The sequence below is a fragment of the Bradyrhizobium sp. USDA 4506 genome (assembly GCF_054058795.1).
The window spans coordinates 4,275,025-4,299,293 of the sequence record NZ_JBSSBM010000002.1; the positions used below are offsets into that span (position 1 = coordinate 4,275,025).

At 61.8% G+C, this 24,269-nt stretch carries 26 protein-coding genes and 1 pseudogene; 8 read left to right on the top strand and 19 right to left on the bottom strand.

Annotation, left to right across the window (positions count from 1 at the left end):
- Nucleotide 1: 1 nt before the first annotated feature.
- On the bottom strand, nt 2-817 hold the full coding sequence (locus ACVIHF_RS22460; protein WP_076834043.1) for an ABC transporter permease: 816 nt from the start codon (nt 815-817) through the stop codon (nt 2-4).
- 38 nt (nt 818-855) lie between these two features.
- Nucleotides 856-1,863 (bottom strand): ABC transporter substrate-binding protein, encoded by a 1,008-nt coding sequence (locus ACVIHF_RS22465; RefSeq protein WP_253607740.1) that lies wholly within the window; start codon nt 1,861-1,863, stop codon nt 856-858.
- Nucleotides 1,864-2,000: 137 nt separating this feature from the next.
- Between ACVIHF_RS22465 and ACVIHF_RS22470 the strand changes: the two genes are divergently transcribed.
- A complete protein-coding gene (locus tag ACVIHF_RS22470; protein WP_456792557.1) occupies nt 2,001-3,209 on the top strand; it encodes a zinc-dependent alcohol dehydrogenase in 1,209 nt (402 codons plus the stop codon).
- Nucleotides 3,210-3,245: 36 nt separating this feature from the next.
- On the opposite strand, the gene ACVIHF_RS22475 is transcribed toward ACVIHF_RS22470, so the two are convergent.
- The 8 genes from ACVIHF_RS22475 to ACVIHF_RS22510 form a co-directional block, all read right to left on the bottom strand.
- Nucleotides 3,246-3,950, bottom strand: coding sequence for an ABC transporter ATP-binding protein (locus ACVIHF_RS22475; RefSeq protein ID WP_253607738.1), 705 nt, complete (start codon nt 3,948-3,950; stop codon nt 3,246-3,248).
- A gap of 3 nt (nt 3,951-3,953) precedes the next feature.
- On the bottom strand, nt 3,954-4,724 hold the full coding sequence (locus ACVIHF_RS22480; protein ID WP_456792558.1) for an ABC transporter ATP-binding protein: 771 nt from the start codon (nt 4,722-4,724) through the stop codon (nt 3,954-3,956).
- A complete protein-coding gene (locus tag ACVIHF_RS22485; RefSeq protein WP_253607737.1) occupies nt 4,721-5,707 on the bottom strand; it encodes a branched-chain amino acid ABC transporter permease in 987 nt (328 codons plus the stop codon). Before ACVIHF_RS22485 ends, ACVIHF_RS22480 begins: the two co-directional genes overlap by 4 nt.
- Before the next feature lie 9 nt (nt 5,708-5,716).
- Nucleotides 5,717-6,601 (bottom strand): branched-chain amino acid ABC transporter permease, encoded by an 885-nt coding sequence (locus tag ACVIHF_RS22490; protein WP_076834052.1) that lies wholly within the window; start codon nt 6,599-6,601, stop codon nt 5,717-5,719.
- A 52-nt stretch (nt 6,602-6,653) separates the two neighbouring features.
- Nucleotides 6,654-7,907: an ABC transporter substrate-binding protein gene (locus ACVIHF_RS22495; RefSeq protein ID WP_253607735.1), complete on the bottom strand. Its 1,254-nt coding sequence runs from the start codon at nt 7,905-7,907 to the stop codon at nt 6,654-6,656.
- Between the two features lie 68 nt (nt 7,908-7,975).
- Nucleotides 7,976-10,366 (bottom strand): xanthine dehydrogenase family protein molybdopterin-binding subunit, encoded by a 2,391-nt coding sequence (locus ACVIHF_RS22500; RefSeq protein ID WP_456792559.1) that lies wholly within the window; start codon nt 10,364-10,366, stop codon nt 7,976-7,978.
- A complete protein-coding gene (locus tag ACVIHF_RS22505; protein ID WP_456792560.1) occupies nt 10,363-10,848 on the bottom strand; it encodes a (2Fe-2S)-binding protein in 486 nt (161 codons plus the stop codon). The genes ACVIHF_RS22500 and ACVIHF_RS22505 overlap by 4 nt, the downstream gene beginning before the upstream one ends.
- Complete coding sequence (locus ACVIHF_RS22510; protein WP_456792561.1) at nt 10,845-11,726, bottom strand: FAD binding domain-containing protein; 882 nt, start codon at nt 11,724-11,726, stop codon at nt 10,845-10,847. The genes ACVIHF_RS22505 and ACVIHF_RS22510 overlap by 4 nt, the downstream gene beginning before the upstream one ends.
- Nucleotides 11,727-11,895: 169 nt before the next feature.
- Here ACVIHF_RS22510 and ACVIHF_RS22515 point away from each other — a divergent pair, with 169 nt between their 5' ends.
- A complete protein-coding gene (locus ACVIHF_RS22515; RefSeq protein WP_456792562.1) occupies nt 11,896-12,993 on the top strand; it encodes an LLM class flavin-dependent oxidoreductase in 1,098 nt (365 codons plus the stop codon).
- A gap of 12 nt (nt 12,994-13,005) precedes the next feature.
- Complete coding sequence (locus ACVIHF_RS22520; protein WP_456792563.1) at nt 13,006-13,881, top strand: polysaccharide deacetylase family protein; 876 nt, start codon at nt 13,006-13,008, stop codon at nt 13,879-13,881.
- A 6-nt stretch (nt 13,882-13,887) separates the two neighbouring features.
- Here ACVIHF_RS22520 and ACVIHF_RS22525 read toward each other — a convergent pair whose 3' ends face one another.
- The 4 genes and pseudogenes from ACVIHF_RS22525 to ACVIHF_RS22540 form a co-directional block, all read right to left on the bottom strand.
- On the bottom strand, nt 13,888-14,574 hold the full coding sequence (locus ACVIHF_RS22525) for a TetR/AcrR family transcriptional regulator (RefSeq protein WP_018272811.1): 687 nt from the start codon (nt 14,572-14,574) through the stop codon (nt 13,888-13,890).
- Nucleotides 14,571-15,125, bottom strand: a complete 555-nt coding sequence (locus ACVIHF_RS22530) for a flavin reductase family protein (protein ID WP_076834073.1) — start codon at nt 15,123-15,125, stop codon at nt 14,571-14,573. The genes ACVIHF_RS22525 and ACVIHF_RS22530 overlap by 4 nt, the downstream gene beginning before the upstream one ends.
- A gap of 10 nt (nt 15,126-15,135) precedes the next feature.
- Entirely contained in the window at nt 15,136-16,311 is a 1,176-nt protein-coding gene (locus ACVIHF_RS22535) for an acyl-CoA dehydrogenase family protein (RefSeq protein ID WP_456794114.1), read from the bottom strand.
- Between the two features lie 408 nt (nt 16,312-16,719).
- Nucleotides 16,720-16,815 (bottom strand): annotated as a pseudogene (locus tag ACVIHF_RS22540) (GNAT family N-acetyltransferase); the annotation flags it as partial.
- Between the two features lie 838 nt (nt 16,816-17,653).
- Between ACVIHF_RS22540 and ACVIHF_RS22545 the strand changes: the two are divergent.
- Nucleotides 17,654-17,839: a hypothetical protein gene (locus ACVIHF_RS22545; protein WP_092082963.1), complete on the top strand. Its 186-nt coding sequence runs from the start codon at nt 17,654-17,656 to the stop codon at nt 17,837-17,839.
- Between the two features lie 100 nt (nt 17,840-17,939).
- On the opposite strand, the gene ACVIHF_RS22550 is transcribed toward ACVIHF_RS22545, so the two are convergent.
- On the bottom strand, nt 17,940-18,242 hold the full coding sequence (locus ACVIHF_RS22550) for a hypothetical protein (protein WP_057020638.1): 303 nt from the start codon (nt 18,240-18,242) through the stop codon (nt 17,940-17,942).
- 199 nt (nt 18,243-18,441) lie between these two features.
- Here ACVIHF_RS22550 and ACVIHF_RS22555 point away from each other — a divergent pair, with 199 nt between their 5' ends.
- Nucleotides 18,442-18,702, top strand: coding sequence for a hypothetical protein (locus tag ACVIHF_RS22555; protein ID WP_050383887.1), 261 nt, complete (start codon nt 18,442-18,444; stop codon nt 18,700-18,702).
- A 27-nt stretch (nt 18,703-18,729) separates the two neighbouring features.
- On the opposite strand, the gene ACVIHF_RS22560 is transcribed toward ACVIHF_RS22555, so the two are convergent.
- Nucleotides 18,730-19,083: a phasin gene (locus tag ACVIHF_RS22560; RefSeq protein WP_016847366.1), complete on the bottom strand. Its 354-nt coding sequence runs from the start codon at nt 19,081-19,083 to the stop codon at nt 18,730-18,732.
- 210 nt (nt 19,084-19,293) lie between these two features.
- On the opposite strand from ACVIHF_RS22560, the gene ACVIHF_RS22565 reads away from it, so the two are divergent.
- The gene (locus tag ACVIHF_RS22565; protein ID WP_018272817.1) at nt 19,294-19,479 is read left to right on the top strand and encodes a hypothetical protein; all 186 of its coding nucleotides are present in this window, start codon (nt 19,294-19,296) and stop codon (nt 19,477-19,479) included.
- A 13-nt stretch (nt 19,480-19,492) separates the two neighbouring features.
- On the opposite strand, the gene ACVIHF_RS22570 is transcribed toward ACVIHF_RS22565, so the two are convergent.
- The 3 genes from ACVIHF_RS22570 to ACVIHF_RS22580 all read right to left on the bottom strand — a co-directional run bounded on the left by ACVIHF_RS22570 (nt 19,493) and on the right by ACVIHF_RS22580 (nt 22,164).
- A complete protein-coding gene (locus ACVIHF_RS22570) occupies nt 19,493-19,696 on the bottom strand; it encodes a hypothetical protein (RefSeq protein ID WP_253607729.1) in 204 nt (67 codons plus the stop codon).
- 143 nt (nt 19,697-19,839) lie between these two features.
- Nucleotides 19,840-20,973 carry an alpha-hydroxy acid oxidase gene (locus ACVIHF_RS22575; RefSeq protein ID WP_253607728.1) on the bottom strand — a complete coding sequence of 378 codons (1,134 nt, stop codon included), beginning with the start codon at nt 20,971-20,973 and terminating at the stop codon, nt 19,840-19,842.
- Nucleotides 20,974-21,138: 165 nt separating this feature from the next.
- Nucleotides 21,139-22,164 (bottom strand): GlxA family transcriptional regulator, encoded by a 1,026-nt coding sequence (locus ACVIHF_RS22580; RefSeq protein WP_456792564.1) that lies wholly within the window; start codon nt 22,162-22,164, stop codon nt 21,139-21,141.
- A 42-nt stretch (nt 22,165-22,206) separates the two neighbouring features.
- Between ACVIHF_RS22580 and ACVIHF_RS22585 the strand changes: the two genes are divergently transcribed.
- A complete protein-coding gene (locus tag ACVIHF_RS22585; protein WP_456780114.1) occupies nt 22,207-22,941 on the top strand; it encodes a hypothetical protein in 735 nt (244 codons plus the stop codon).
- A complete protein-coding gene (locus ACVIHF_RS22590; protein WP_225645893.1) occupies nt 22,941-24,233 on the top strand; it encodes an MFS transporter in 1,293 nt (430 codons plus the stop codon). Before ACVIHF_RS22585 ends, ACVIHF_RS22590 begins: the two co-directional genes overlap by 1 nt.
- Nucleotides 24,234-24,269: the final 36 nt, after the last annotated feature.

The window sequence follows — 24,269 nt, forward strand, 5'->3', positions numbered from 1 at the left end:
TTCACCCGGCCGCCGCGACCGCGCTGCCGCTGAACGAGCGGGCGAGCGCGAGGATGAGCCAGGTGATCAGGCCAAGTCCCACCGACAGCGCGGCCGAGGTCGCGAAATTGGCGGCCAGCGTGAACTCGGTATAGATCAGCATCGGCAGCACATCGATATTCGTCGCCAGCGTAAACGCAGTCCCGAAGGCCCCCATCGCCGTCGCAAATGCGATCGCGCCGGACGCAACGAAGGCCGGCGCCAGCGCCGGCAGCACGACGTCACGCTGGACCGCCCAGGGGCTGGCGCCGAGCGAACGCGCGGCTTCTTCCAGACCGACATCGAGCTTTTGCACGGCCGCCATGATGGTCAGGATCACGCGCGGGATCGAGAAGTAGAGATAGCCGAGGAACAGCCCGTAGATCGAATAGGCGAAGACGAACTTCTCGCCGAAGATCCGGTTCGACAGATCGCCGATCAGCCCCTGCCGCCCCGCCAGCAGAATGATCATGAAGCCGACCACCACGCCGGGAAACGCCAGCGGAAAGGTCAGCATCGCGATCAGCACGGCCCGGCCTGGAAAGCGGTGCCGCTGCAGAAACATTCCGGCTATCGTCGCCACGATCAGCGTGACGACGGTCGTTGCCGCCGCCAGGAGCACGGTATTGATCAGCGTCGCGCGATAACGAGATTCGGTCAGGATGGCGAGATATCCGGCGAGCCCGTGCGGCCCTTCGGCGCCTGCGACAACCAGCCGTGCCATCGGCAGCAGGAAGAATGCCGTGGTCACGACCGCGAGCGGCAGCAGGCAGAGCCAAACGAAGGATTTTTGCGACATCGGAAGAATGGTGCCCCGGCGAAGGGCACCATATTGCCTCAGCGAACCTCGGCGAGATAGCGGTCGACGAAGGCTTTTTGCACGTTTTCCATCTCGCCCCAGTCGACGCTCTTGGCGCGGGCGTAGTCGCTGTCGGGGAGGAATTTCCCCTTCACGGAAGCCGGCAGCTCGATCGGGCGGGCCGGACGCAGATAGGCATTGGTCCAGATCGCCTGCCCCTTGTCGGACAAGAGATAGTCCATCACCTTCTTGGCCTTCTCCTTGTCGGGTGCGTTCTTCACGAGACCAACGACATAGGGAAACACCACCGATCCCTCGCAGGGAATCACAAACTCGAAGTTGCCCTTCTCCGAATATTTCGCGCGATAGGCATTGAAGTCGTAGTCGAGCAGGATCGGCATCTCACCGGAGACGACGCGGGCATACGACGTCTGCTTGGGTACGATCGGATCGTTCTTGCGCAGCTCCTTGAAGAAGCTGATCGCCGGATCGAAGTTGCCTGGCGAGCCGCCGAGCGCCAGATTGACGGCGACCGCGCCGACATAGCCGACCGCCGCCGACGACGGATCGAGATAGCCGACCATCCCCTTGTAGTCGGGCTTCAGGAGATCCTTCCAGCAGGCCGGCACCGGCTTGCCGCCAAGCGCATCCTTGTTCACGAACAAACCGAGCGTGCCGGAGTGGATCGTGGTCCAGTAGCCATCGGGGTCCTTGAGGCCGGCCGGGACCTGATCCCAATGCGCCGGCTTGTAGGGCTCGAGCGCATCCTGGGCCTTGGCCTTCATGCCGAAGGTCACGCCGAAATAGCCGATATCGCCGACCGGATTGCTCTTCTCGGCCAGGATCTGGGCCAATGCCTGACCGGAATTCTTGTTGTCGTGCGGAATATCGTAGTTGAGGTCCGCCCTGATCGCCTTCAGCATCGACGCCCAATCCGCCCATTCCGGCGGACAATTGTAGCAGATCACGTCGGCCGCCCTGGCGGATTGCCACGGCGCGATCAGCGTCAGCGCCAGCAACGCAAGGACAAGGCGGACGGTCTTCATGGGAGGCTCCGGTCTGGGAGAGAATGCAAAGAGGATTTCAACATCAACCGGGCGACCAAGTATAGGCCGCGTATGAATGTTTTGCGACGCGCTTGCTGCCGTGCAGCAAATGCAACGGCTCCGATGCCGACCATCGGGTGCTCGCGGCAGCCCGTCGTTTCGCGCTAGGCTGTCAACCAAAAGAGGAAGCGCCCATGTACCAGCCGCCCGGCGTCAGCACATCGCCCGATCTTCCCGTTCCCGGCCTGATGCAGGCCTGGGTCCTTGGTGACCCCGGCCGGCTCCTGCTTTGCGAAAAGCCGACGCCGGTCCCCTCGCGTGCCGAGGTGCTGGTGCACATCGACGCGGTTGCGATCTGCGCCACCGATCTCGAAATCATCCATGCCGGGTCGCCGGCAAGCATTCAGGGCGGCCTGCCCTTCAACAAGAACTTTACGCCGGGCCACGAATACATGGGCACGGTCGCCGCACTCGGGCCGGACGTTGACGAATTCAGGATCGGTGATCGGGTCAGCGTCGAAATCCATGCCGGTTGCGGCCAATGCAAACGCTGCCGCCAGGGCATGTACACATCCTGTCTCAACTATGGAAAGCCGGAGAAGGGCCACCGCGCCAACGGCTTTACGACCGACGGCGGATTCGCGGAGTACGCAGTCAACCACATCAATACGCTGGCGCGCGTACCGGATAGCATGAGCGATGCGGAGGCGACGCTCGTGGTGACCGCAGGCACGTCGATGTACGGCTTGACGGAATTGGGGGGATTGGTGGCGGGCGAGAGCGTCGTGGTGATCGGCCCGGGGCCGATCGGACTTCTCGCAGTTGCTGTGGCCAAGGCGCTTGGCGCAAGCCCGGTGATTCTGACCGGCACGCGCAATAAGCGGCTGGCGATCGGCCAGGAACTGGGGGCCGACCGCGTCATCAACATCAACGACGAAGACGCCGTTGAGGTCGTGAAGCAACTAACAGGGGAGATCGGCGCGGACTATGTCGTCGAATGCGCCGGCACCGAAGCGACACTCAACCAGGCCATTCACATGACCAACCGTGGCGGCAAGATTTGTCTGGCCGCCCTCCCGCACGAGGCTGCGACGCTGGACATCGCACATCTCGTGCGAAACAACATCTACGCTTACGGGATCCGCGGCGAGGGCCGCAGCGCCACGCGCCGCGCCATGGAATTGATGGCAGCGAAGCGGTTCGACGCGACAAGAATCCACACGCATACGTTTCCGCTGGAAGACCTGCCGACGGCGCTCAGATATGCACGGGATCGCGTCGATGACGCGATCAAGGTCGTCGTCACCACAAGCAAGGCCGACGCGATCGCGCGCGCTGCGGAGTAAGGTCCGTTCGCGCCGGCGGGAGACCGGAGAGCCCGCTCACACCGAACAATATCGTTCCTTGATCTCGTCGTCGGCCAGCAGGGCCTGCGCCGACGCCTGGTGCACCACCGCCCCCTGATCAAGGACGTAGGCACGATCGGCGATGCCAAGCGCGAGCTCGACATTCTGCTCAACCAACAGCACCGTCGTTCCCTGCGCCTTCATACTGCGGAATAGCTCGAACATTTCGTCGACCAGGACCGGCATGATGCCCTCCGAAGGCTCATCCAGCATGATCAGGTCGGGCTTTGCGATCATCGCCCGCGCGATCGCCAGCATCTGCTGCTCGCCACCGGACATCGTGACCGCCTCCTGGTCCATGCGCTCGGCCAGCCGTGGGAATATCACCGCGATCTCGTCGATCAGCTCGGCCTCCCGCTTCTTCGCCGGCGACGCCACCAGCCCGAGCCGCAAATTTTCCCGGACCGACAATCCCTGCACAATCCGCCGCTCTTCGGGAACATAGGCAAGTCCCAGCGCGAAGCGCACATGCGCCGGCCGGCTCAGCAGCTCCTTGCCCTTGAAGGTGACCGAGCCGCGCGTTCGTCCCATCAACCCCATGATCGATTTCAGCGTCGTCGTCTTGCCGGCTCCATTGCGACCGATCAGGCAGACGATCTCGCCCTTGGTCACTTCGAGAGTTATGTCCTGCAGCGCGTGACTTGCGCCGTACCAGGCATTGAGCTTGCTGATCTGCAGCATTCGTCAATGCTCCCGCTGGCCGAGATAGACGCGCTTCACCGCCTCGTTCTGCCGGACCTCCTGCGGCGTTCCTTCGGCGAGAAGTTCTCCGTGATGCAGCACGAGGATGCGATCGCTGATCCCGAGCACCAGCTTCATCTTGTGCTCGACGAGGATGACCGTACGCTCCTTTGCGAGCTTCACGATCAGATCCATCATGGTCCGGGTCTCCTCCGGGCTCATGCCGGCCGTCGGCTCGTCCAGCAACAGCAACCGGGGTTGGCTGGCAAGCGCCATGCCGATCTCCAGCGCCCGCTGCTCGCCATGGGCCAGCGTCCTGGCGGCACGTTCGCGAGATTCCCACAATCCGACCAGCGCAAGCAGCTCGTCCGCCCGCTCGACCAGCTCGGTCAGGCGCGCGCGGGGACGCCAGATGTCGTATCTCGACACCAGCGCCTGCAGACCGACGCGGATGTTTTCACGGGTCGTGAGCTGCGGGAACACGCTGGTGATCTGAAAGGACTTTGCGATCCCCATATGCGCAAAGCGGTGCTGCGGCAGCCCGGTGACATCCTTGCCCTCGAATTCAACGCTGCCTTTGGTGGGCGCAAACGCGCCGCACAGCAAATTGAAATAGGTGCTCTTACCGGCCCCGTTCGGACCAATAATGGAGGTGATCGCTCCTCTGGAAAACTCCGCCGAGATATTGTTCAGCGCAACAAACTTCCCGAACGTCTTGCCGACGCCCCTGGTACGCAGAATGATTTCCCTGGTTTGGCCTTCCGCGGCGCTCATCGCCTGCCTCGCGCGATCAGCGTGCCCCAGATGCCGGCGGGGAAGAACAGCACGCATGCAATGAAAATGGTGCCAACGATCAGTTGCCAGTGAACCGTCCACACGGAGACCACGTTCTCCAGGACCAGGAAGACGGCGGCGCCGATCATCGGCCCGAAGAACGTTCCCATACCGCCCAGCAATGCGATCATCACAACCAGACCCGACGTCTCGTAGTGCAGGATCTCGATCGGAACGATCGACAGATGCAGCGCCTGCAAGGCTCCCGCGAGACCGCAGAAGCCGCCAGACAAAACGAAGGTCAGCAATCGGGTCTTGGTGACGTCATAGCCTGACGCGCGGGCGCGCATCTCATTCTCCCGCACGGCCTCAATGACGGCGCCAAATGGCGAGGCAAGAATGCGCGACATCACGAAAAACGCGGCAATCACAAAAGCCGCGATGACATAGTAACGGATCATCGGATTGATGAAGTCGAGCCGCAAGCCGAACAGATCGATGGTGCGGACATTGATGCCGCGGAGGCCGTTTTCGCCGCCGGTCAGGTCAACCGCCTGATAGAACAGGTAGTAGACACATTGCGACAGCGCCATCGTTACCATCGCGAAGTAGATGCCGCGGGTCCTGATCGCGAGCACGCCAATCAACGATGCCATCAACAGGCCGCCGGCGATCCCGGCTGCGATGGCCGCATACCATGGCCAGCCAAAATGCACGATGGCGATGCCACACAGGTAGGCACCGGTTCCGAACAGCGCCGCGTGACCAAACGACAGCAGACCGAGATAACCAAACACGAGGTTGAAGCCGACGGCATACAATCCATAGATCAGGATGTTCACCGCGAGGGCCGTGAACGGCATCACCAACGGGAAAATCAGGATCACCGCGGCCACGATGCTGGCGCGATGCCGCGTTGCGAATTCGTACCAACTGCCCGTCGTGGCACGAGACTGTTTGACGGATTCGGTGGCTCCGATCATCCCTGGCTCTCAGCTCATCAGTCCGGCGCGGCCGAAGAAGCCTTGGGGACGAACGATCAGGACGATCGCCATCAGGGCAAAGATCGAAACCTTGGCCATCTCGGGCGCAAACAGCGACGTCATGCTGACCACCACACCAACGAGGAGGCCCGCCAGTACGGCGCCACCGATCGAGCCCATGCCTCCTACGACCGTAACCACGAAAGCCTCGGCGAGAATCGTGCCGCCCATCTCGGGAATGACGCCTTGAAGCGGGGCAGCCAGCAGCCCGGCAAAGCCCGCAATCGCGGTGCCTATCCCGAACACGATCAACCAGACCCTGGAAACGTCGACCCCGAGGACGCGGACGATTTGCGGATCGCGCGCGCCGGCGCGGATAATGAGTCCGAAGCTGGTCTTCTCCAGAAACAGCCAGAGCGCCAACAAGACAACGGCCGTCGCGCCGATCACGAACAGGCGGTAAAGTGGAAAATATCCGACACCGATGTCGACAGCCCCCTGCAGAAGCTCAGGCGTGTCGAAGGGATAACCGGTCTTGCCGAAGGCAATGCGCACGCATTCGACCATGACGTAGCTCAGCCCGAAGGTCAGCAGCAGCGGATAATCGATGCCGCGGCCGTAAAGCGGCCGGATCAGCACGCGCTCGACGGCAAGGCCGAACAGCCCGATCAGAAGCGGTACCGCCAGCAAGCAGAGCCAGAAATTGCCGCCGATCGAAATCAGGTACAGCCCGACATAGGCGCCGACCATGTAGAACGCGCCATGAGCGAAGTTGACGACGGTCAACATCCCGAAGATCAGCGAGAGGCCGATCGCAAACAGCACGTAGATCGCGCCGAGCGCCAGCCCAGCGAATAGTTGCAGTGCAATCAGATCAAAGCTCAGGCCCGCCATTTGTCCCCCCCTCAGCACGCGCACCGCTCCGCGGTGCGCGCCGGCGCATGGCTCAGCTCTTGTGGCCAAGCGTGTCGCAGGTACGCAGGTTCTTCTCGTTAGGCTCTTCGGTCGATAGAACCTCGAACACATCTGACTCGTTCTTCATGTCCTTGGACTTCGACTTGATCACGAGCACCGATTGCACCGATTGGTGATCGCATTTGCGATAGTATTGCGGCCCCTTGTAGTAGTCGTACTTCAGAGCCTCCAGTGCCGCGACGACCTTGTCGGTCTCCACGCTGCCCGCGCCCCTGACCGCCTCGAGCACCGTCCGAACACCGCCATAGCCTAGCGCACCGTAGTCGGTAGGCAACTTGCCGTCATACATCTTGCGGAACGCGTCGTTGAACGCCTTGGTCGAGGCGAACTTGTCCTCGATGCCCCAGAAGAACGAGCAGCCCCCGACGACGCCTTCGAATGCCTGGGGGCCCGCCGCAACGCGACTGGCATGCGACAGCAGCGGCGCGATGATCTGGATCGATTTCTTGATGCCGAAGTCGGTTGCCTGCTTCAGCGCGATCTGCTGATCGCGGCCGAAATTGCTGATGCAGAGAATATCGGGCTTCAGCGCCTGGAGACGTGGCAGCAGGGTCGAGAAATCAGTCGTCCCTAACGGATGGCGGATGTCACCGAGATTCTCGATGTTGAATTCCTTCCCGACCTCGAGAAAGCCGCGAACCATCTCGTGACCGTAAGCATAGTCCGCTGTGAGAAACGCAACCTTCTTGCCGAATTTGGTGAAGGCGTAGCGCCCGACCGCCCCTGACGTCATGTGCGGGTTCAGCGCTTCGTGGAACGTGTATTTGCTGAAATCTGCTGCCTCGTTGATGGCGTCGGACTGGCTGATCGAATTGAAGATGACGCCGCGTTCCTTGGTGACGTTGTTGATCGCGAGCTGAACCGCCGCCGATAGACTGCCGACGACGAAATTCACCTTCTCCTTCTCGACCAATTCCAGGGTCCGCGTCGCCGCCTCACCAGGATTCAGCTTGTCGTCACGCACGACGAGCTCGGCCTTGCGGCCGTTGAGACCGCCGGCATCATTGAACTGGGTGACAGCAAGCTGACCCGCCCGCACCTGGTCCTGGGCCTCGGCACCGTATGGACCGGTCAAAGGAACCGGGAAGCCGATCTTGATGGGCGCTTCCTGGGCCTGAAGCAGATTGATGCGAAAAGGCGAGACGGCGAGAACGGCGCCGGCGCTTGCCGTCGTCAGCAGACGACGCCGTGATATCGATCCAGCTTTGGTGACCTTCTTCGTCATGACTATTCCTCCCCAAGAACTGTCTGCGTTTTTGCTTATCGTATTATCGTTGCCCGGAACGTCTCCACTCAGATCCGTCCCAGGGCGGTCAGGATAACCTGAGGCGTGAGCGGAATCTCGGTAATTGTTGCGCCAAGCGGCCGGAGCGCGTCATTGACCGCGTTGGCAACCGCTGCTGCCGCGCCGGCCGTCCCCGCCTCCCCAGCCCCTTTGGCTCCCAGTTCCGATTCCTGCGTCGGAGACACCACGTGGCCGACCTCGATGTCGGGCATCTCGCCGGACATCGGGACCAGATAGTCCGCCATATTGGCATTGGTCAGCTGACCGCGTTCGTCGTAGATGCACTTCTCGAACAGCGCCGCGCCGAGCCCCTGCACGACCCCGCCCCGGATCTGCTCGTCGACCAGTTGCGGGTTGATGATGGTGCCGCAGTCTTCGACAACCCAATGCTTCAGCAGCTTGACGAACCCGGTCTCGGTATCGACCTCGAGCCATGAGGCCTGAACGCCGTTGGTGAACGCAAAGGGATATTGGCGCGGAACGAAATGCCGGGTCGCCATCAATTCGGGCTGGACACCGGGCGGCAGGGTGTCCGGTCGAAAATAGACGATCCGCGCCAGCTCGTTCAGTTCGATGCGAAGCGCGCCGTCGGCGGCGTTGACGATCGTGTTGTTGACGATATCGAGCCCGTCCGGCGTCGATTGCAGGATGGCCGCGGCGACGTTCAGGATGTTCTCTCGCAGGCCCTTGGCTGCCTGCAATGCAGCTTCGCCGCCGATGCCGGCACCGCGCGAGGCCCAGGTACCACCGCCATAGGGCGTGTGGTCGGTGTCGCCCAGGATGACGCGGACGCGTTCCATCGAAACGCCAAGCACGCTGCCGACGATCTGGGCCGTCAGCGATTCCGACCCTTGCCCCTGTTCGGTGATGCTGGTCTGGCAGATCACGGACCCTTGCGCGTCGAGCCGGACCGCAACGCCATCCTGCGATGAAATTTTCGCGCCGCCCACGCCGTAAAAGGCAGCGCTGGGATTGGTCACCTCGATGAAGCTCGCGATTCCGATGCCTCGATGGACGTTTCTGGCGCGCAAGGCCGCTTGCTCAGCCCGCAACGCGTCGTAATCCATCATCTGAAGCAGCTTGGTCAACGAGGCGTGATGCGAAAGCTGCTCGAACTTCATGCCCGAGGGCGATGCACACGGATAGGCATCGTCGGCGATCAGATTGCGCCGCCGGATTTCGACGGGGTCCATGCCGATCTTCGCGGCCGCCAGATCGACCAGGCCTTCGGTGACCGAACAGGCGATCGGGTGTCCGACCGCCCGGTACTGGCACATTACGTTCTTGTTCTGGAAAACGACGCGCGCCCGCGCCCGATAGTTCGCCGTGGCGTAGGGCCCACCGACCAGATTGACCACCTGATTGGCCTCGATGGCGCTGGTGCGCGGATACATCGAGTACGGGCCGATCCCCGTCAGGTCGTCGATCTCGAAGGCCGTAATCGTACCGTCCGGCCTGACCCCGATCCGTCCCCTGCATCGATGATCGCGGGCGTGGATGTCCGTGTTGAAACTCTCGACGCGGTCCGCCACGAACTTGACTGGCCGACGCAACAGCTTGGACAGCGCGTAGGTCGCCATTTCGTCGGCGTAGATATGGACCTTGATGCCGAACGAGCCGCCGACATCCTTGCAGACCACTCGGACCTGCGCTTCCCCTAACCCAAGATGCAGCGCCGCGATGTTCTGCACCATATGGGGCGCTTGCGTGCCCTGATAGATCGTGAGCCGTGCCTCGGCCGCATTCCAATCGGCAACGACGGCGCGCGGTTCAAGTGTCACGCCGGTGTGGCGCCCGAATACGAAGTCGGCCTCGACGAGTTCGGACCCCGACAATGCATGATCGACGTCGCCGGCGTCGAGCGTCCGCTCAAAGGCAAGATTGTCACCGAGCACAGCATGAATGACGGGAGCTGCCGGATCGAGCGCAGCACGCATGTCCGTGACCGCCTCAAGCTCCTCGTAGTCGACCGAAATATGCTCCATGGCATCTTCGGCTGCAGCACGGCTGGTCGCCACAATCGCTGCAACGGCCTCGCCCTGCCAGCACACGCGGTCGACCGCGATCGCGTGTTGTGGCGCTGACTTCAGTCCCTTCAGGTGCGAGAGCACCCCGACCCACGGCGTGATGACCGCTTCAAGTTCACGACCCGTGACGATGGAAACGACACCGGGCATGCGCCTTGCCGCGTCAGCGTCGATCGCTGCGATTTTGGCGTGGGCATGTGGCGACCGTAGAAAAACCACATGCGCCATCCGCGGCAATTCGAGATCACTGACATATTGGCCCCGCCCCTGCAGCAACCTGTCGAGGTTCGGCCGCGGTACGGTCTTGCCGATGTAGGAATTCGGGCGATCAAACACCGAAAGCGCGTCTGCTGTGGCCCGCCTCTCCGTCATGCGCCCCGCTCCGCGCGCGTCATGGCTGTCGCCTCAACCGCATCCACGATGGCCTGATAGCCTGTGCAGCGGCAATAGTTGCCGGAAAGATGCTCGCGGATTGCTCGACGATCAGGCACGGACACGTGCTTCAGCAGGTCCTGCGCCGTGATCAGCATCCCAGGCGTGCAATAGCCACACTGCAATGCATTGCGTTCGCGAAATGCCGCCTGAAGATCGGCTATTTCACCGCTGTCAGACAGCCCCTCGATTGTCTCAACTGACGCACCCTGCGCCTGGACCGTCAGCATCAGACAGGAGCGAACGATCTCGCCATCGAGTCGGACCGTGCAGGCACCGCAAACGCCGTGCTCGCACCCAATGTGGGTTCCGGTCAGCTTGAGATTTTCCCGGAGGAAATCAGCAAGATTGAGCCGCGGCAAGACGAAGGCGTCGATGGGTTCGCCGTTGACCAGAAGCGAGACCGGCACCGGAGCGTTCACTTGCCGACTCCCGTTTCCAGTTCTGGCCGTGCGAGCAATGCTGCCACGCAGCGCCGGAGCAAGACCGTCGCCAGGTGTCGACGCATGGCCGCGGTCGCCTGCTGGTCCTCCTGTGGATCGAGTTCATCGGCCAGTGCTGCCGCCGCCTCTGCGAGCAAGGCGGGAGTTACCGTGGCATCGATCAGTTTGCCGGCGGCCGCCGCGAGCAATGGCCGGTCGCCAACAGCAAAGAAGCCGAGGCGAAGAGCTGAGAACCTGCCGGCCGCAACTACGGCACGGGCGGCGAGACCAACGACAGCGTAGTCGCCATGCCGCCGGGCATATTCCTGAAAGAAAAATGTCGAGCCTTGGCCTGCGACCGGCACCTCGACCGCGACAAGCAACTCGTCGGGCAACAGTGCCGTTTCGTAAATTCCCCTGAAAAACTCCGTCGCAGCAATCCGGCGCTCGCCGGCCGAGCCCCGAACAACGATCGTGGCGTCAAGCGCCACAACACAGGCCGGCAGCTCCGACGCAGGATCGGCGTGAGCGAGGCTGCCGCCGATCGTTCCGCGATTGCGAATTGCGGGATGGGCAACGTGGGCAACGGCATCGCGCAACAGCCGCGCGTGCAGTGCAACCTCCGGCGATCTGAGCAGATCGACGTGCCGGGTCAGCGCGCCAATGACCAGCACGTCTCCCCTCACGGTGATGCCGCGCAACTCGGCGAGGCAGCCGATATCGACCAGAATGTCCGGAGACAGGAGCCGCAGGTTCATCGCCGGCATCAGGCTCTGACCACCCGACAGAACCTTCGCCTTGTCGCCGTGCATGGCGAGCAACTCCAGCGCGTTCACGACGCTGGTCGCGCGGGCGTAGGCGAAAGCCGCAGCTTTCATGTGGGCATGGCCTCCCGGGCCCAATTTTGGTTTGCCCGATTAGAGGGCCGCCCTCTTCAAAGGTCAAGCTTGTTTATCGAGTGATTATTTGTGCGGCAGGACTTGTCTTCGCCTCGGGAAGGCCGCAGGTTCCTTGCCAACTAAAGTTCAAATCGCGGGGAGGCGGATCATGAAGCTCGGTTTCTTTACGATGCCGATCCATCCTCTCGACAAGGATTGGCGGCAATCGCTCCGGGAGGATCGCGAGGCTTTTCTGCTCGCGGACGAGCTCGGCTTCACCGAGGCGTATGTCGGCGAACACGTCACCGACAAGGCCGAGAACATCACCTCCAGCATCGCCTTCATTGCCTGGCTCGCAGCCGCAACCAAACACATCAAGCTCGGAACCGGCACGATCAACATGCCAAACACGCATCCGGCAGCCATCGCAGCGTCCGTCGCCATGCTCGATCACATGCTTGATGGCCGTTTCATCCTTGGAATCAGCCCCGGTGGATTGCTGTCCGACGCGGAGGTTTTCGGCAATCTCGATGCCGACCGCAATGCCATGTTCCTCGAAGCCATCAATCAGGTTCTTGATATCTGGGCCGGTAAGCCGCCCTATGATTTGCAGGGCAAATATTGGAACATTTCGGTCAAAAGGACTCTGATCGAGGATATCGGCCAGGGAATCGTCGCTCGCCCCTTGCAGGCCCCTCACCCGCCAATCGTGGTGACCGCGGTTGCGCCATTCTCAAAGGGCGTGACGGAGGCGGCGGCGCGCGGCTGGGATCCGATCTCGGCAAACTTCCTGATGCCGGCATGGGTGAAGAGCCACTGGCCGAAATATGTCGAGGGTTGTGCGCGCGTGAACCGGGCAGCCGAGCCTGCCAATTGGCGTGTCGCCAAGAGCGTGTTCGTGGCAAAGGATGCAGCAACCGCGAAGGCCTATGCCACGTCGCGCGATAGTCCCTACGTGTACTATTATCACCAGCTGTTCACGAAGCTGAAGCGCAGTGGCCGGCTCGAGTTGTTCAAGACGCGACGGGATCAACCCGACGCCGAGGTCACACTGGAGTCGATCTGCGACAAATTGATCATCTACGGCACGCCCGAAAGCGTGGCTGACCAGTTGCTGGCGTTCGAGCAAGAGATTGGCACCTTCGGAACCCTGCTTTACGCCGGCAAGGACTGGAAAGATCGCGAGCTTGGCCGTCAATCGATGATCCTGATGGCCGAGAAGGTCCTGCCGCGGATCAATGCCACTGCTGCCGGATCATCGACGTGAAGGAGGTTCGACATGGCCTTTACTGATCGCATTCCGTACCAGGCACAGGTCGATCGACCGAAACTGACCTTACCTGACGGCAAGAAGCTTGCCGTGTGGGTTATCCTCAATGTCGAGGAATGGCGCATCGAGAATGCGATGCCACGCACCGTGCTGAGCCCCCCGATGGGCCAGCCCCTGCTGCCCGACGTGCCGAACTGGTCGTGGCATGAATACGGCATGCGCGCCGGCTTCTGGCGGCAGTTCAAAGCTCTGACCGATCGAAAGATTCCGGTGACGCTGGCTGCGAACGCCAACGTCTGCAACAGCTATCCGCGTGTGGCGTCGGCGGCGCGCGAGGCGGGCTTCGAATTCATGGGACACGGGTTTGTTCAGGGCCCGATGCACAAGGTCGAAAACCAGGCGGACGCAATCAAGCGCGCGGTCGACACGATTGCTGGATTTACCGGCAAGCCGCCGCGATCATGGGAAAGCCCGGGCCTGACCGAAACCGAAAAAACGCTCGATCTCCTGCGCCTCAACGGGATCGAATACGTGGCCGATTGGGTGATCGACGATCTCCCCCAGGACATCGCCACGCCGCACGGCACCGTGACGACGATTCCCTATTCGGTCGAGACCAACGACATTGTCATTCACGCGCTGCAACACCTTCCGTCGGAACAGTTCATGACCCGCTGCACTGACCAGTTCGATCGGCTGTACCTTGAGGGCGCAGAGAACGCGCGGATCATGGCCATCTCGGTGCATCCCTACATCACGGGCGTGCCGCATCGTATCAAGTACCTGGAGGCCCTGCTCGACTACGTCATCGGCCATGACGGCGTCGCCCTCATGACGGCAAGCGAGATCGGAGATTGGTATCGGGGTCAGATGGCGACAATGTAGCCCGGGTCAGCCGACGACCTTGATCGGCGCCCGTCGACGATCGGTCGCGCTCTCCGCCATCCTCTCAAATCCCGCGAGGAAGATATCCAGCGCGTCACTGATCATTTGCGCCTTGTCCTCGAGGACAGGCGCTTCGTAGATGTACTTGCGTACGCCATAATAGAAGATGCCGCCGTGAAACACCCAGGCCAGCTCGAGTTCTGCGGCGCTGGGCCTGCCTTGCGTCGCGAGGCCGGCGTCGTGGCGGCATTCCCGGAGAATGCGTGTCAGGATCTTGTCCTTGACCATGCCAACATACCACCGATTGATATCGAGGCCCTTCAGGCCGGAGTAAAGATAGATCCGGAGCCATCTTCGGTTGAAAATCGCGTCGGTATAGATCTCGTAAAATTCCTGAAGCCGCACGCGGAGCGGACGTGACCGATCCGAGAGCAACTTCTCCCAGCCGATTTCAAGCGGTTCGAGATATACCTTGCGGTAGACCTCCTTGATGAGATCGTCCTTGCTCGGAAAGTAGCGGTAAAGCAGCGGCTGCGTTACGCCGAGCTTGTGAGCAAGGGCGCGCGTGCCGCCGCCAAATCCCTCCTCCGCAAATAGCTCGGTTGCCTTGGTAACGAATTCACTGCGACGATCGACGGCTGATAGTCGCCTCTGCTTGGCACGAACGCGCTTGACGGGCGTCTTTCGATTCATGATGTCTTGTCACCACCCTCAGCCAAAAACCCGCCAAAACCTCCGCGCGCGAACACCAGCGGATTGTTCCGGTTATAGGCGTAGGCTTCCACCGCGCCCAGGAAAATGACGTGATCCCCGCCATAGTAGCGGTTGGCGGCACGGCACTGGAAATTCGCGACCACATCGGCAAGCACGGGAGCATTCCCGAGGCCCGGCGTCCAGCTCACACCCGCGAACTTGTCACCCGACGATCTGGCAAACTGCACCGCCAGCGCCTGTTGCGACGCGTCTAGAACGTTGACCGTAAAATGGCTGGCATTCTGGAAGATCGGCAGTCCCTGCGAAAACATGCCCAGGCTCCACAACACAAGTGGCGGATTGAGCGACACCGATGCAAAGGAATTACAAGTAATTCCATAGGGCCGTCCTTCAGCCGCCATCGCGGTGACTATCGTCACACCTGTTGCGAACGTACCGAGCGCATTGCGGAAATCACGGGGATCGATCGCCGAACTATCGCTTGCGAGCTCACTGGCGGGATCCAGCGGATGTTTGGGCGAGTCGGACATCCGGCTTACCTCAAAGCGTCAGGTTTTCAGACGGCAGCCCCAGAGCCACCCGCCCGTAATTGGTGCCCGCCGCGTCAAAATTGAACGCGAGATGCGAATTCACCGCGTGCGCGTCGCGGAATTGGCGCTGCAACGCTCCGGAGGTAAACAGGCTGCGTGCGCCGCCCGCCGCAAATAGAAGAGACACCGCCTCGGTGCACAAATTGACCGCGAACGCACCGTCGCGCCGAAGCTTCGTCTTCGCTGCAATGCCCGGGATATCGCCACGCCGGACCTCCGCAAGTGCCTCAACGCAGTTCGTGCGCATGATTAGCCGCGCGGCATCGATCTTCGCCGACGCCTCGGCGATCTTGATCTGTGTGCTTTGCAGGTCCCCAATCTTGGCCCGGTTATATGTCGAAGCGCGGTGTCGCGCGATCTCGACATAGTCATCAAGGCAAGCCTGCGCATTTCCCAAACCAACCCCGGACAACACATAGGGAAACAACGAAAAGACCGGAAGCATGTAGAGCGCATTCGGATTGACGATACTGCCCGGCGTCGCACCTCCCGCAAGATCGCTGACGGCAACGGTCATATGCTCGGGAACGAATGCGTCGGTGACCCGCACGTCGTTCGATCCCGTTCCGCGCAAGCCAGCCGCATTCCAAGTGTCGTCGATGCTGTAGTCCCGCCTGTTCAACAGGAATAGCCGATACTCGACACCATCGGCCTCATCATCCGAGGCGACCACGCTCGCGAGCATGTTCCATCCGCAGGATTCCACCCCGGACGAAAACGGCCAATGACCACTCAGAACATATCCGCCACTTGCCTTCCTCGCACGACCTGCCGGGAAGACAAAGGAAGACGCGATCAGCGCATCCGGATCCTCTCCCCACACCGCGCTCTGCGCTTCGGGCGCGAACATACCCAGCATCCAGTGGTGACTTGCAAGGTTGGCAAAATTCCAGGAGACCGAGGCGTCTCCCTGCCCGAGGGCATCGGCGCAGTCGACCAGGGCAACATAGTCGAGCTCGCTGCCTCCGACGCGCTTGGGCTGCAGGATCCGGAAAAGGCCGCTGTCAAGCAAATCCCGCTCGGTCTCCGGCGGCAATCTGCGCAGCTCTTCGGTCCGCGATGCCCGTTCGCGCAATGCCGGAACAAGCGCCCTGGCGCGTGCGACCATGACCGAATAACGATCCATATCCGGGCCTGGCTGTACCTTCGTGTCGAGCCCGCGGCCAACCTCAACCATGGTCTCTTCCTTCGTTCGATCTCCAAGACATTTGCGCGCGCGATCGAGCCGTCAACTCAGTTTATCGATCGATCACCAGAGATCAAGGCGCGCAAGCCTGCATTCCGCGAATTCAGCGCTCAGGATCCACGACTGCCGCCGGGCGCCCATTTAAGGAAACGCTTCCAGCGATGCTTCGTTCGCACTGCAGAGGCCCATTCTAGCATCCCCACGCCCAAAATTCGATGCCGGCTACGACCGCGGCTTGCCAAAGGATGTTACCCATGGCCAGAAACGCAAAAAACCCCGATCGCCGAAGCCACCGGGCGCTCAACGTCATCGAATTGTTCGCGACAACCCGAACCCACGTCGCAGGATCTAGACGAGCTCCTTCCTCCAATACAGCGTGTGCTGCCATGCCCAGGGCGAGACAGGTTCGAAGAGCCGATATCCTCGCCGGATAAAATCATTGGCCAAGAAGATGTACTCGCTCGGAGCCGTGTCGCAATCCGGATCAGGATCAGGCAACACCGCACGAAAATGCGACCGTGGGAACGTCCGTCTGCTCGCGTTTGGAATGCGGGCGCTGAATGAACTGGATGATCTCGGCGCTCATGCAAGCTCCCACAACGCGATGGCAACCAGATCCGCGAGCGCGAGCGATATCAGATAGGCGGTCATGCAAACCTCGTTGATCGGCCGTCAGCGCGCGATGCGGCCATGGCATGAATGTGCGGCAGATCGCGCAGCGGGCGGCGATCTTTGGGGCGCGAACCTTAGCCCTGACGAGTGGGGCCGCGGGCGGCGCCGGCTTTCGCCGCGCCGCAGGACCGGCGCGTTCGCGCGCACCAGCCAATTCGTTCTCTTTTCAAGGGGGCCGGACGGCGGCGCGCTTGCGACACTCAGGCGACGGGCTGGGAGGATATGGCGTCGTGACGGTGCGGTCGCCGTCCGATTGGTGAAACGGCAAAGGAAAAGCCCGCCGCGGATTGCTCCGCGCGGGCTCAACAATTTCTGATTTTCGGATTATGACTCTGAGTTGCCCGACGTGTCAAACCTATTTCGGGCTGAATGCGATCGGTAAAATGCGATGCGTCGGCTTCGATGGTGAGAAACCGCCTTGAGCGAAAGTTTGGGCATTGATCCGGAATCGCAGCGCAGGCCGGTGCCAAGCGCCTATGCTTGCTGCGATGATGTGTGCCCGACGCGTCAAGCGGACATCTCACAATATTTGGATCGACATCAATGCAGTTTTTGGCCTGCGTCGGTCGAACTGACCCGCGCCGCATTTGATTGCAAGGAGGAAGCGTCGATGTATTTCGTTGCTGCCGTGCTCGCGGTCCTGTCCGGCCTGTTCTACGCCGCGGGCCATCATCAGATCGGCTCTCTCGGTGCCACCATGTGCCAGTATGGCGGCATGTTCTGCGACAGCCCGGTGCTGGTTCTCGTTGGTGCAGGATTTGCAGCAGCGTGGGGCATGCTGGTCAGCATTCGCTGATCATCCCGCGACATTCCGACGATGATTTTGTGCCGCTGATTTGCCCGACGTGTCAATTCCCGCGCCCTGCGTCGGGATGTGATCCCACGAACGCCCGCAGCTATTGCGGCGTGCTCGGGTTTGCCGGATGAGCGGGCTTTGGGCCGGGTGGATCAGGCTCGATCGGTGCCTTGGGCTCGGTCGGTATGACCTTTGCGCCAGCCGCGCGCGCCGCCTCGCCGGTCGTTGAGTAGTTAGCCGAAGCGGCCGGCTGCACGTTCGGCTTGTTCCACGGACCGTGATCCACGATCAGCATGCCGAGCACGCCGAGGATCGCAACCACGGCCGCGACCAACAGCGGCGTGCCACCATGCCGATTTCGATGCTTGACCGAACCGCCATCTGCAATGCCATGCGCCTGCATTGTCATCATCGTCTCCTCCACGGAAACAAGCCGCGACCCGCGCGTAAGTTTCCGGTTCCCCGATGTGAAAGCGAGGCATGTCGGTGGAACCAATCCGCCGCTGCGGAATTTCTGGGATATGTGACCGCCATCGCCGTTCAATACGTGCGGATGGCAAAGGCGTTGGTCACCTGACTTTCAATAAATCGCGGCACGGCACATGAGCTCCGAAACACCCGAGTTCCCGCTTCAACCCACACTCGGTGAACGAGCGATCGACACCGCGACGGACGTCTCGCGTACGATCACGGAGGTGTCGGATGGACTCCGAGCCGCCGCCGATCGCCTCAGCGATGCCATCGCGACCTCGCGCCGACCGGGCGGAGCCCTGGCCACCGTGAGTGCGGTCACGCGCGAAGCGCCGCTCGCAAGCCTGTTCGTCGCGTTTCTGCTCGGCGTCGCCGTCGCGCGCCGGCGCTAAACCGTCGATGGGGCCGCGAACGCCGTCCTAGAACTTGCCCTTCGTCGCGTCCTTGGTCGCCGACATCACGCTACCGCTGATCTGCCGCATGTGTTCGCCGGCATTGGTGAACTGGCTGCGCAGGAATTCCGACTGGATCCGCATCGCCTCCTGCAGATCCGTTGCGTGCACGAGCTTGCGCGCATGCTCGAACGCCGCCTTCATGTTCTGCTCGGTGAACGACAGCGCTTGTTTGGAGATCTCGGTACCGGCGCCCGGCATCGACGTCATCGACTTGCTCGCAGCATCAAAGAACAGACTGAAGGCCTGTTCGGCCTGGTCGATGGTCTTTTCCGCGAGATCGCGCAACTCGGCGGGAACTTCAAGCTTAGGCTCAATCATGATCGCGCCCCCTGAAATAAGCGTCTGGCGAGGTTAGCATAGATTGTGACGGCGTCAGCGCCGGATCGCGAGCAATGACTCGCTCCGGCCAATTGAGGAAAAATTACCTAGCCACGACCGACAGCCGATTCCAATTATGTCAGCACTGTGGCATAGTGATTCGGCTTCTTCGTCGGCCGCGTTCGCGTCTCTGGGGAATAAGGGGATCCGATGCTGCGCGCCGTTCGTCCGACACCGACCTGCACCCGGTTCAAGACCAGCATAGAGATGCCGTGCATGAAGTGCGGCACGCAAATGCGGCTTGCCTTGATCGAGCCTCGCGACCAAGTCTACGACGTGCTGACCTATCAGTGCACGCCTTGCAATTCCGGTGAAAGCTTCCTGAACGCGCGCTAGGCTGCGCGCCTATTCAGTCCCTCACCACGGCGGCTCCCGTCTCCGTCAGCCCGGGCTCGTCGTCATGCAGTTCGACGAGACCGAGCTCAGCGAGGATGTGCAGATCCTCGTCGCTGACCGGTGACAATTTGAGCCTGCCGGCCTGAATATCCCGCAAGGTCCAGCGCAAGCCGATCGCGCGCTCGAGTGAAAATTCCGCGAATGGATTATTTGCCATCCGCCTCGACTAGTGCGGCATTTGGATCAGACTTTGTCGTTGCCGCGGCGGCTTCATGGACACCACAGATTGATCGCCGCTGGCGCGATCGAGGCGCACAATGCCTCGACCACGCCAACGCTTCATAGATTGCTCGCAGCGGCTCAGTAGCGGTAGGGATCGATATCGAGAAGCGGGAATGCGCTGAACACGCTCGGCAGATTGGTCGGCATCGCCGGATGCAGGTAGGATTTGTCCAGTTCGGCAAAGCTGGTGACGCCGAGCAGACCGAGGCAGCGGATCACCTCGTCCTCCAGCAGTTCAAGCATCCGGACAATGCCGGCCTCGCCGGCCGCGGCAAGCGCCCAGCACTGCAGGCGGCCGATGCCGACAAGATCAGCGCCCGAAATGATAGCCTTCACAATATCGGTGCCGCGGCAGAACGAGCCGTCGACCATGATCTTGGCACGGCCCGCGACCGCCTGAACGATCTCGGGCAGGACATGCATGGACCCACGGCCATGGTCGAGCTGTCGGCCGCCATGATTTGAGACGTAAATCCAGTCGACCCCGTGGTCGAGGGCGATCTTGGCGTCTTCGGCGGTGGCGATCCCCTTGAGGATAAGTGGAATCTTGAACTTGTCCTTGATCAGCTTCACCGTCCGCCATTCCAGCCCCTTCTGGAAATCGCCGCCGGTGGCGCGGATGCGGCTCTCGCGGACATAGCGCTTGGCTATGTCGCGCTCGCGCCGGCTGTAGTGGGCGGTGTCGACCGTGAGGCAGAACGCGGCGTAACCGTTGTCGATGGTGCGGCTGACCACATCCTCGACAAAGGCATCGTCGCCGCGCACATAGAGCTGGAAGATGCGAAGCGCATCCGGTGCCGCCCTGGCGGTGTCCTCCAGCCCGGGCTCGGAAACCGAACTCAGCATGTGCGCCGCGCCGAACGTTCCCGCTCCACGCGCGACGGCCGCGCCCGCATTCGGATCGAAGATCTCGAGCGCGCCGACCGGGGCGATCATCACGGGAAGCCGGAGCTTGCGTCCGAATACCTCGATGGAAGGATCGACGTTGATGACGTTGCGCAGGACGCGCGGCCGGAACGCGATCTCGTCGAGCGCCATTCTGTTGCGGCGCATCGTGGTCTCGGTCTCCGAGGCGCCGACGATGTAGTCCCAGGCGTTCTGATTCAGCTTGGCGCGGGCCTTTCGCGCGAATTCGTGCAGGTTCTGGAATTCCTCGCCGCTGGCGCCGAGTTCGACATTGCGCGTCTGCCGAATGGGGGTCCCGTCATTCATGGTGTTTCTTCTCCCGATTTGGCCGGCACATTAGCCGCAGACAAACCGGAAAAGCTACCACCTTGAGCCACGAATCCGGCCAGCGAAGGCCAGCTATTCGCTCGTGAGATAGATCGGTTCTCGACGCGACGCGGTTCGTATCCAGACGACCTCGCCCGAGGCGAGCTAGCTGCCCGAAAACCGGTTTCGGTACTCGGTCGGCGATACGCCGAGGTGGCGCAGAAAGGCCCGCCGCATTCGCTCGTCATCGCCAAATCCCGCGCGCTTGGCGACCTCGACCACACCGCCGATCTGGCGGCTTTCGAGCAGCAAGCGGGCCGTCTCCACGCGCAGCGCCTCGACGCCGCTTGCCGGTGTCATGCCGGTGCGGCTGACATAGGTCCGGGCGAAGGTGCGTGGCGTCATCCCCGCCTTTTCCGCGAGGGTCTCGACCTTGAGGTCGCTCGTGATGTTCTCGATGATCCAGGCGTGCAGCGCGCTGAAGCGTCCCTCGACGTCCGATGCCTGTGCGGCAAGGACGGTGGAGAACTGGCTCTGACCGCCCGGCCGTTTCAGAAACACCACAAGTCTGCGCGCAACATCGAGCGCGATGGTGTGGCCGAAATCCTCCTCGATCATGGCGAGCGCCAGATCGATGCCGGCGCTGACCCCGGCCGATGACCAGACCCGTCCGTCCTTGACGAAAATCGCGTTGGGCTCAACCCGGATATTGGGAAAGCTATCCTGCAGACGGGGACAATAACGCCAGTGCGTTGCTGCCCGCTTGCCGTCCAGAATCCCGGTCCAGGCCAACGCAAATGCGCCAAGGCAAACCGACGCGATACGGCGCGCCTTCGGCAGCGCCTCCGCGATCCAGTTCATCAACTTCGCGTCGTTGCGAATCTTCCAGATACCGGGCCCGCCGGGGATCACCAGCGTGTCGACCTCGGCCGGCGCAATACTGTCGATCGGCGTCGTGTCGATCATCATGCCGACATCGGTTGGCACCAACCCGCCGGAGGTCGACAGGTAGGACAGCGAGTAGTCCGGTCCCGGCAGCTCGATCGCTTCCAGTTCTGCAAACACCTGCGCCGGTCCCGAGATGTCGAGCAAGGTCACACCCGGAAAGGCAACGATCGCGATCCGCCGCGTCGCTTTCTTGTCGCGCGGCTCAGGCCGGGGCCGGGGCGCTTTGGCAGTTTTCGAGGGCATATTGTCCTTTAAGCCATTCGAGGCTGCCCTGTATAGCTCGCATTGGAATTCTGGAGTTCTGCCATGCCGCGAAGTCTGGGCAGCGGATACGAGGCGATCAAATCGCCTTGGACGGATTACGCGATCTACAGTCTACCCGATGCCTCCCGGGTCGAAGCGTGCGACCGTCAGCCGCTGATGGACGCCATGAACGGCATCATTGCCGTCAACTGGCAGGCCACCGAGCCGCACTGGACAACAACCTCCTCGCCCTTCGACAAGAAGTATAGCCTGATCCTTGTCTACGATCGGTCCGGCCTCATTGCCTTCTCGGTCTACCGCATCCTGGAGATGTCGGCCGGACTTGGAATCTATCGCAGCGGCACGGAAGTGCTCCCGGCGCACCAGGGCCGCGGCTTCTACGGCTTCTTCACATCGGAAGTCCTGAAATGCTCCGGCGCCGCCGCGAGAGCCGAGGGCAACGTGCTCTACGGCTGGCGAACCCGCAACCCGATCGTCTGGGCAGCGAACGCTAAGATTTGCGAAAAAGTGACTCCATCTTTGCTCGACGATACGCAGGATCTCGCCCTGCAGGCGGCCTGTATCGAGATGTGCACCTCGCTCTATCCGGGCAAGCCGCTCGAACTGCCCGACATGATCATGCGTGGCGCTTACGGCCACATTAAGCACCATCGGCAGGCCTATCATGGCACCGCGTCGCTGGTCGATGCCGCGATATCGCGGAAGATTCCGAATTCAGCGGATGCCCTTTTCTCGGTGGGTTACGCGAGGGTGTGATGTCGATGCTCGGACAACAAGCTGTTTATGCCCCGACGTCGCGCTTCACCGATCGCGCCTATCTCGCGTGGACGGCGGTGGCCATCGCCTACGCCATCGCCTTCCTGCAGCGCGTATCGCCGCAGTCGGTCAGCCTCAGCTTCATGCACGACTTCAACACCGACGCGGCCGGCGTTGCGATGCTCGCCTCAAGCTACTTCTGGGGCTACACCTTGATGCAGATTCCGGCAGGCCTTCTGGTCGACCGTTACGGCGTCAAGCGCGTCGTTCTCGTCAGCATGATCGCCTCCTCGCTCGGCAGCGCCGCGTTCGCGCTAGCACCGAACCTGCTCGACGTTTTTGTTGCGCGCCTGATCGTCGCCTGCGGCGATGCGCTGGTCTTCACCGCACTCCTGAAGCTCGTGGCACAGAGCTTCGCGGATGAGCGGTTCGGCATGATGTCGGGCATCTCGCAGGTCTCCGGCTATGTCGGGGGCGTGATCGCGACCACGCCGCTTGCAGCTGCGGTCTCAGGGTTCGGCTGGCGGGCCTGCTTCCTGTTCATCGCCTGCATTGGGTTGGCCAACCTGGCTTTCGCCAAGCTCGCGCTCAAGCCAGATCCGGCCTCGCACAGCAACAAGACGCTGAAGGGCGTGGTGATCGCCGCGCGGCAATCGCTGGCTCATGTCGCGAACTGGGGTTGCGCAATGACGTTTGCGTCGCACTTCGCGGTGGTGACGACGCTGTCGGGCGTCTGGGGCATTCCGATGGTCGCGCACTTCTTCCACATCTCCCCGACGGCGGCCGGCACGCCCCTGCTCGCCTTCATGATCGGCAATGCGCTCGGCTCGATCTTCCTGGGTCACGCCGCCGATCGCGCCGCGGCGGCGCTTGAGCGCGCGCTGATCGGCATTTGCGTGCTGCGCATGCTGCTGATCGCGATGCTGCTGCCGCCGATCGCCCAGACATTTGGTCTCGCCTACGTCACCGTCGTGTTCACTGCCTTGGGGCTCGTCGCTGGCGGCACCGTCCCGCTGGTGCTGAAATGCGTCAAGAAGCTCTACACCGCCGATCTGATCGGTGTGGGCGCATCCGTGAACACCACAGCCGCCGGAATCTTCGCCGGCATCTCGCAGCCCATCATCGGCTTCGCGATGCTCGCCGCCAGCAACGCCTCGGGGACCGACGCCGTACACAACACGGCCGCGATCGGCGACGGCGGCTACAGCGCCTTGATTGTCATTCTGCTTCTCATGTCGCTGCCGGGCATTGCCGGACCGCTCTTGATGAGAAGCAAGTTGATAGCTCGTTAGTGTCGTTATGAGTGTAGGGGGTGTTATGGAGCGCTT

Excerpts from the sequence above, each read along its gene's own strand:
- ACVIHF_RS22460 (WP_076834043.1), bottom strand. The coding sequence starts at position 817 with ATGTCGCAAAAATCCTTCGTTTGGCTCTGCCTGCTGCCGCTCGCGGTC.
- ACVIHF_RS22465 (WP_253607740.1), bottom strand. The coding sequence starts at position 1,863 with ATGAAGACCGTCCGCCTTGTCCTTGCGTTGCTGGCGCTGACGCTGATC.
- ACVIHF_RS22475 (WP_253607738.1), bottom strand. The coding sequence starts at position 3,950 with ATGCTGCAGATCAGCAAGCTCAATGCCTGGTACGGCGCAAGTCACGCG.
- ACVIHF_RS22480 (WP_456792558.1), bottom strand. The coding sequence starts at position 4,724 with ATGAGCGCCGCGGAAGGCCAAACCAGGGAAATCATTCTGCGTACCAGG.
- ACVIHF_RS22485 (WP_253607737.1), bottom strand. The coding sequence starts at position 5,707 with ATGATCGGAGCCACCGAATCCGTCAAACAGTCTCGTGCCACGACGGGC.
- ACVIHF_RS22490 (WP_076834052.1), bottom strand. The coding sequence starts at position 6,601 with ATGGCGGGCCTGAGCTTTGATCTGATTGCACTGCAACTATTCGCTGGG.
- ACVIHF_RS22495 (WP_253607735.1), bottom strand. The coding sequence starts at position 7,907 with ATGACGAAGAAGGTCACCAAAGCTGGATCGATATCACGGCGTCGTCTG.
- ACVIHF_RS22500 (WP_456792559.1), bottom strand. The coding sequence starts at position 10,366 with ATGACGGAGAGGCGGGCCACAGCAGACGCGCTTTCGGTGTTTGATCGC.
- ACVIHF_RS22510 (WP_456792561.1), bottom strand. The coding sequence starts at position 11,726 with ATGAAAGCTGCGGCTTTCGCCTACGCCCGCGCGACCAGCGTCGTGAAC.
- ACVIHF_RS22515 (WP_456792562.1), top strand. The coding sequence starts at position 11,896 with ATGAAGCTCGGTTTCTTTACGATGCCGATCCATCCTCTCGACAAGGAT.
- ACVIHF_RS22520 (WP_456792563.1), top strand. The coding sequence starts at position 13,006 with ATGGCCTTTACTGATCGCATTCCGTACCAGGCACAGGTCGATCGACCG.
- ACVIHF_RS22525 (WP_018272811.1), bottom strand. The coding sequence starts at position 14,574 with ATGAATCGAAAGACGCCCGTCAAGCGCGTTCGTGCCAAGCAGAGGCGA.
- ACVIHF_RS22530 (WP_076834073.1), bottom strand. The coding sequence starts at position 15,125 with ATGTCCGACTCGCCCAAACATCCGCTGGATCCCGCCAGTGAGCTCGCA.
- ACVIHF_RS22535 (WP_456794114.1), bottom strand. The coding sequence starts at position 16,311 with ATGGATCGTTATTCGGTCATGGTCGCACGCGCCAGGGCGCTTGTTCCG.
- ACVIHF_RS22545 (WP_092082963.1), top strand. The coding sequence starts at position 17,654 with ATGTATTTCGTTGCTGCCGTGCTCGCGGTCCTGTCCGGCCTGTTCTAC.
- ACVIHF_RS22550 (WP_057020638.1), bottom strand. The coding sequence starts at position 18,242 with ATGCAGGCGCATGGCATTGCAGATGGCGGTTCGGTCAAGCATCGAAAT.
- ACVIHF_RS22555 (WP_050383887.1), top strand. The coding sequence starts at position 18,442 with ATGAGCTCCGAAACACCCGAGTTCCCGCTTCAACCCACACTCGGTGAA.
- ACVIHF_RS22560 (WP_016847366.1), bottom strand. The coding sequence starts at position 19,083 with ATGATTGAGCCTAAGCTTGAAGTTCCCGCCGAGTTGCGCGATCTCGCG.
- ACVIHF_RS22565 (WP_018272817.1), top strand. The coding sequence starts at position 19,294 with ATGCTGCGCGCCGTTCGTCCGACACCGACCTGCACCCGGTTCAAGACC.
- ACVIHF_RS22570 (WP_253607729.1), bottom strand. The coding sequence starts at position 19,696 with ATGGCAAATAATCCATTCGCGGAATTTTCACTCGAGCGCGCGATCGGC.
- ACVIHF_RS22575 (WP_253607728.1), bottom strand. The coding sequence starts at position 20,973 with ATGAATGACGGGACCCCCATTCGGCAGACGCGCAATGTCGAACTCGGC.
- ACVIHF_RS22580 (WP_456792564.1), bottom strand. The coding sequence starts at position 22,164 with ATGCCCTCGAAAACTGCCAAAGCGCCCCGGCCCCGGCCTGAGCCGCGC.
- ACVIHF_RS22590 (WP_225645893.1), top strand. The coding sequence starts at position 22,941 with ATGTCGATGCTCGGACAACAAGCTGTTTATGCCCCGACGTCGCGCTTC.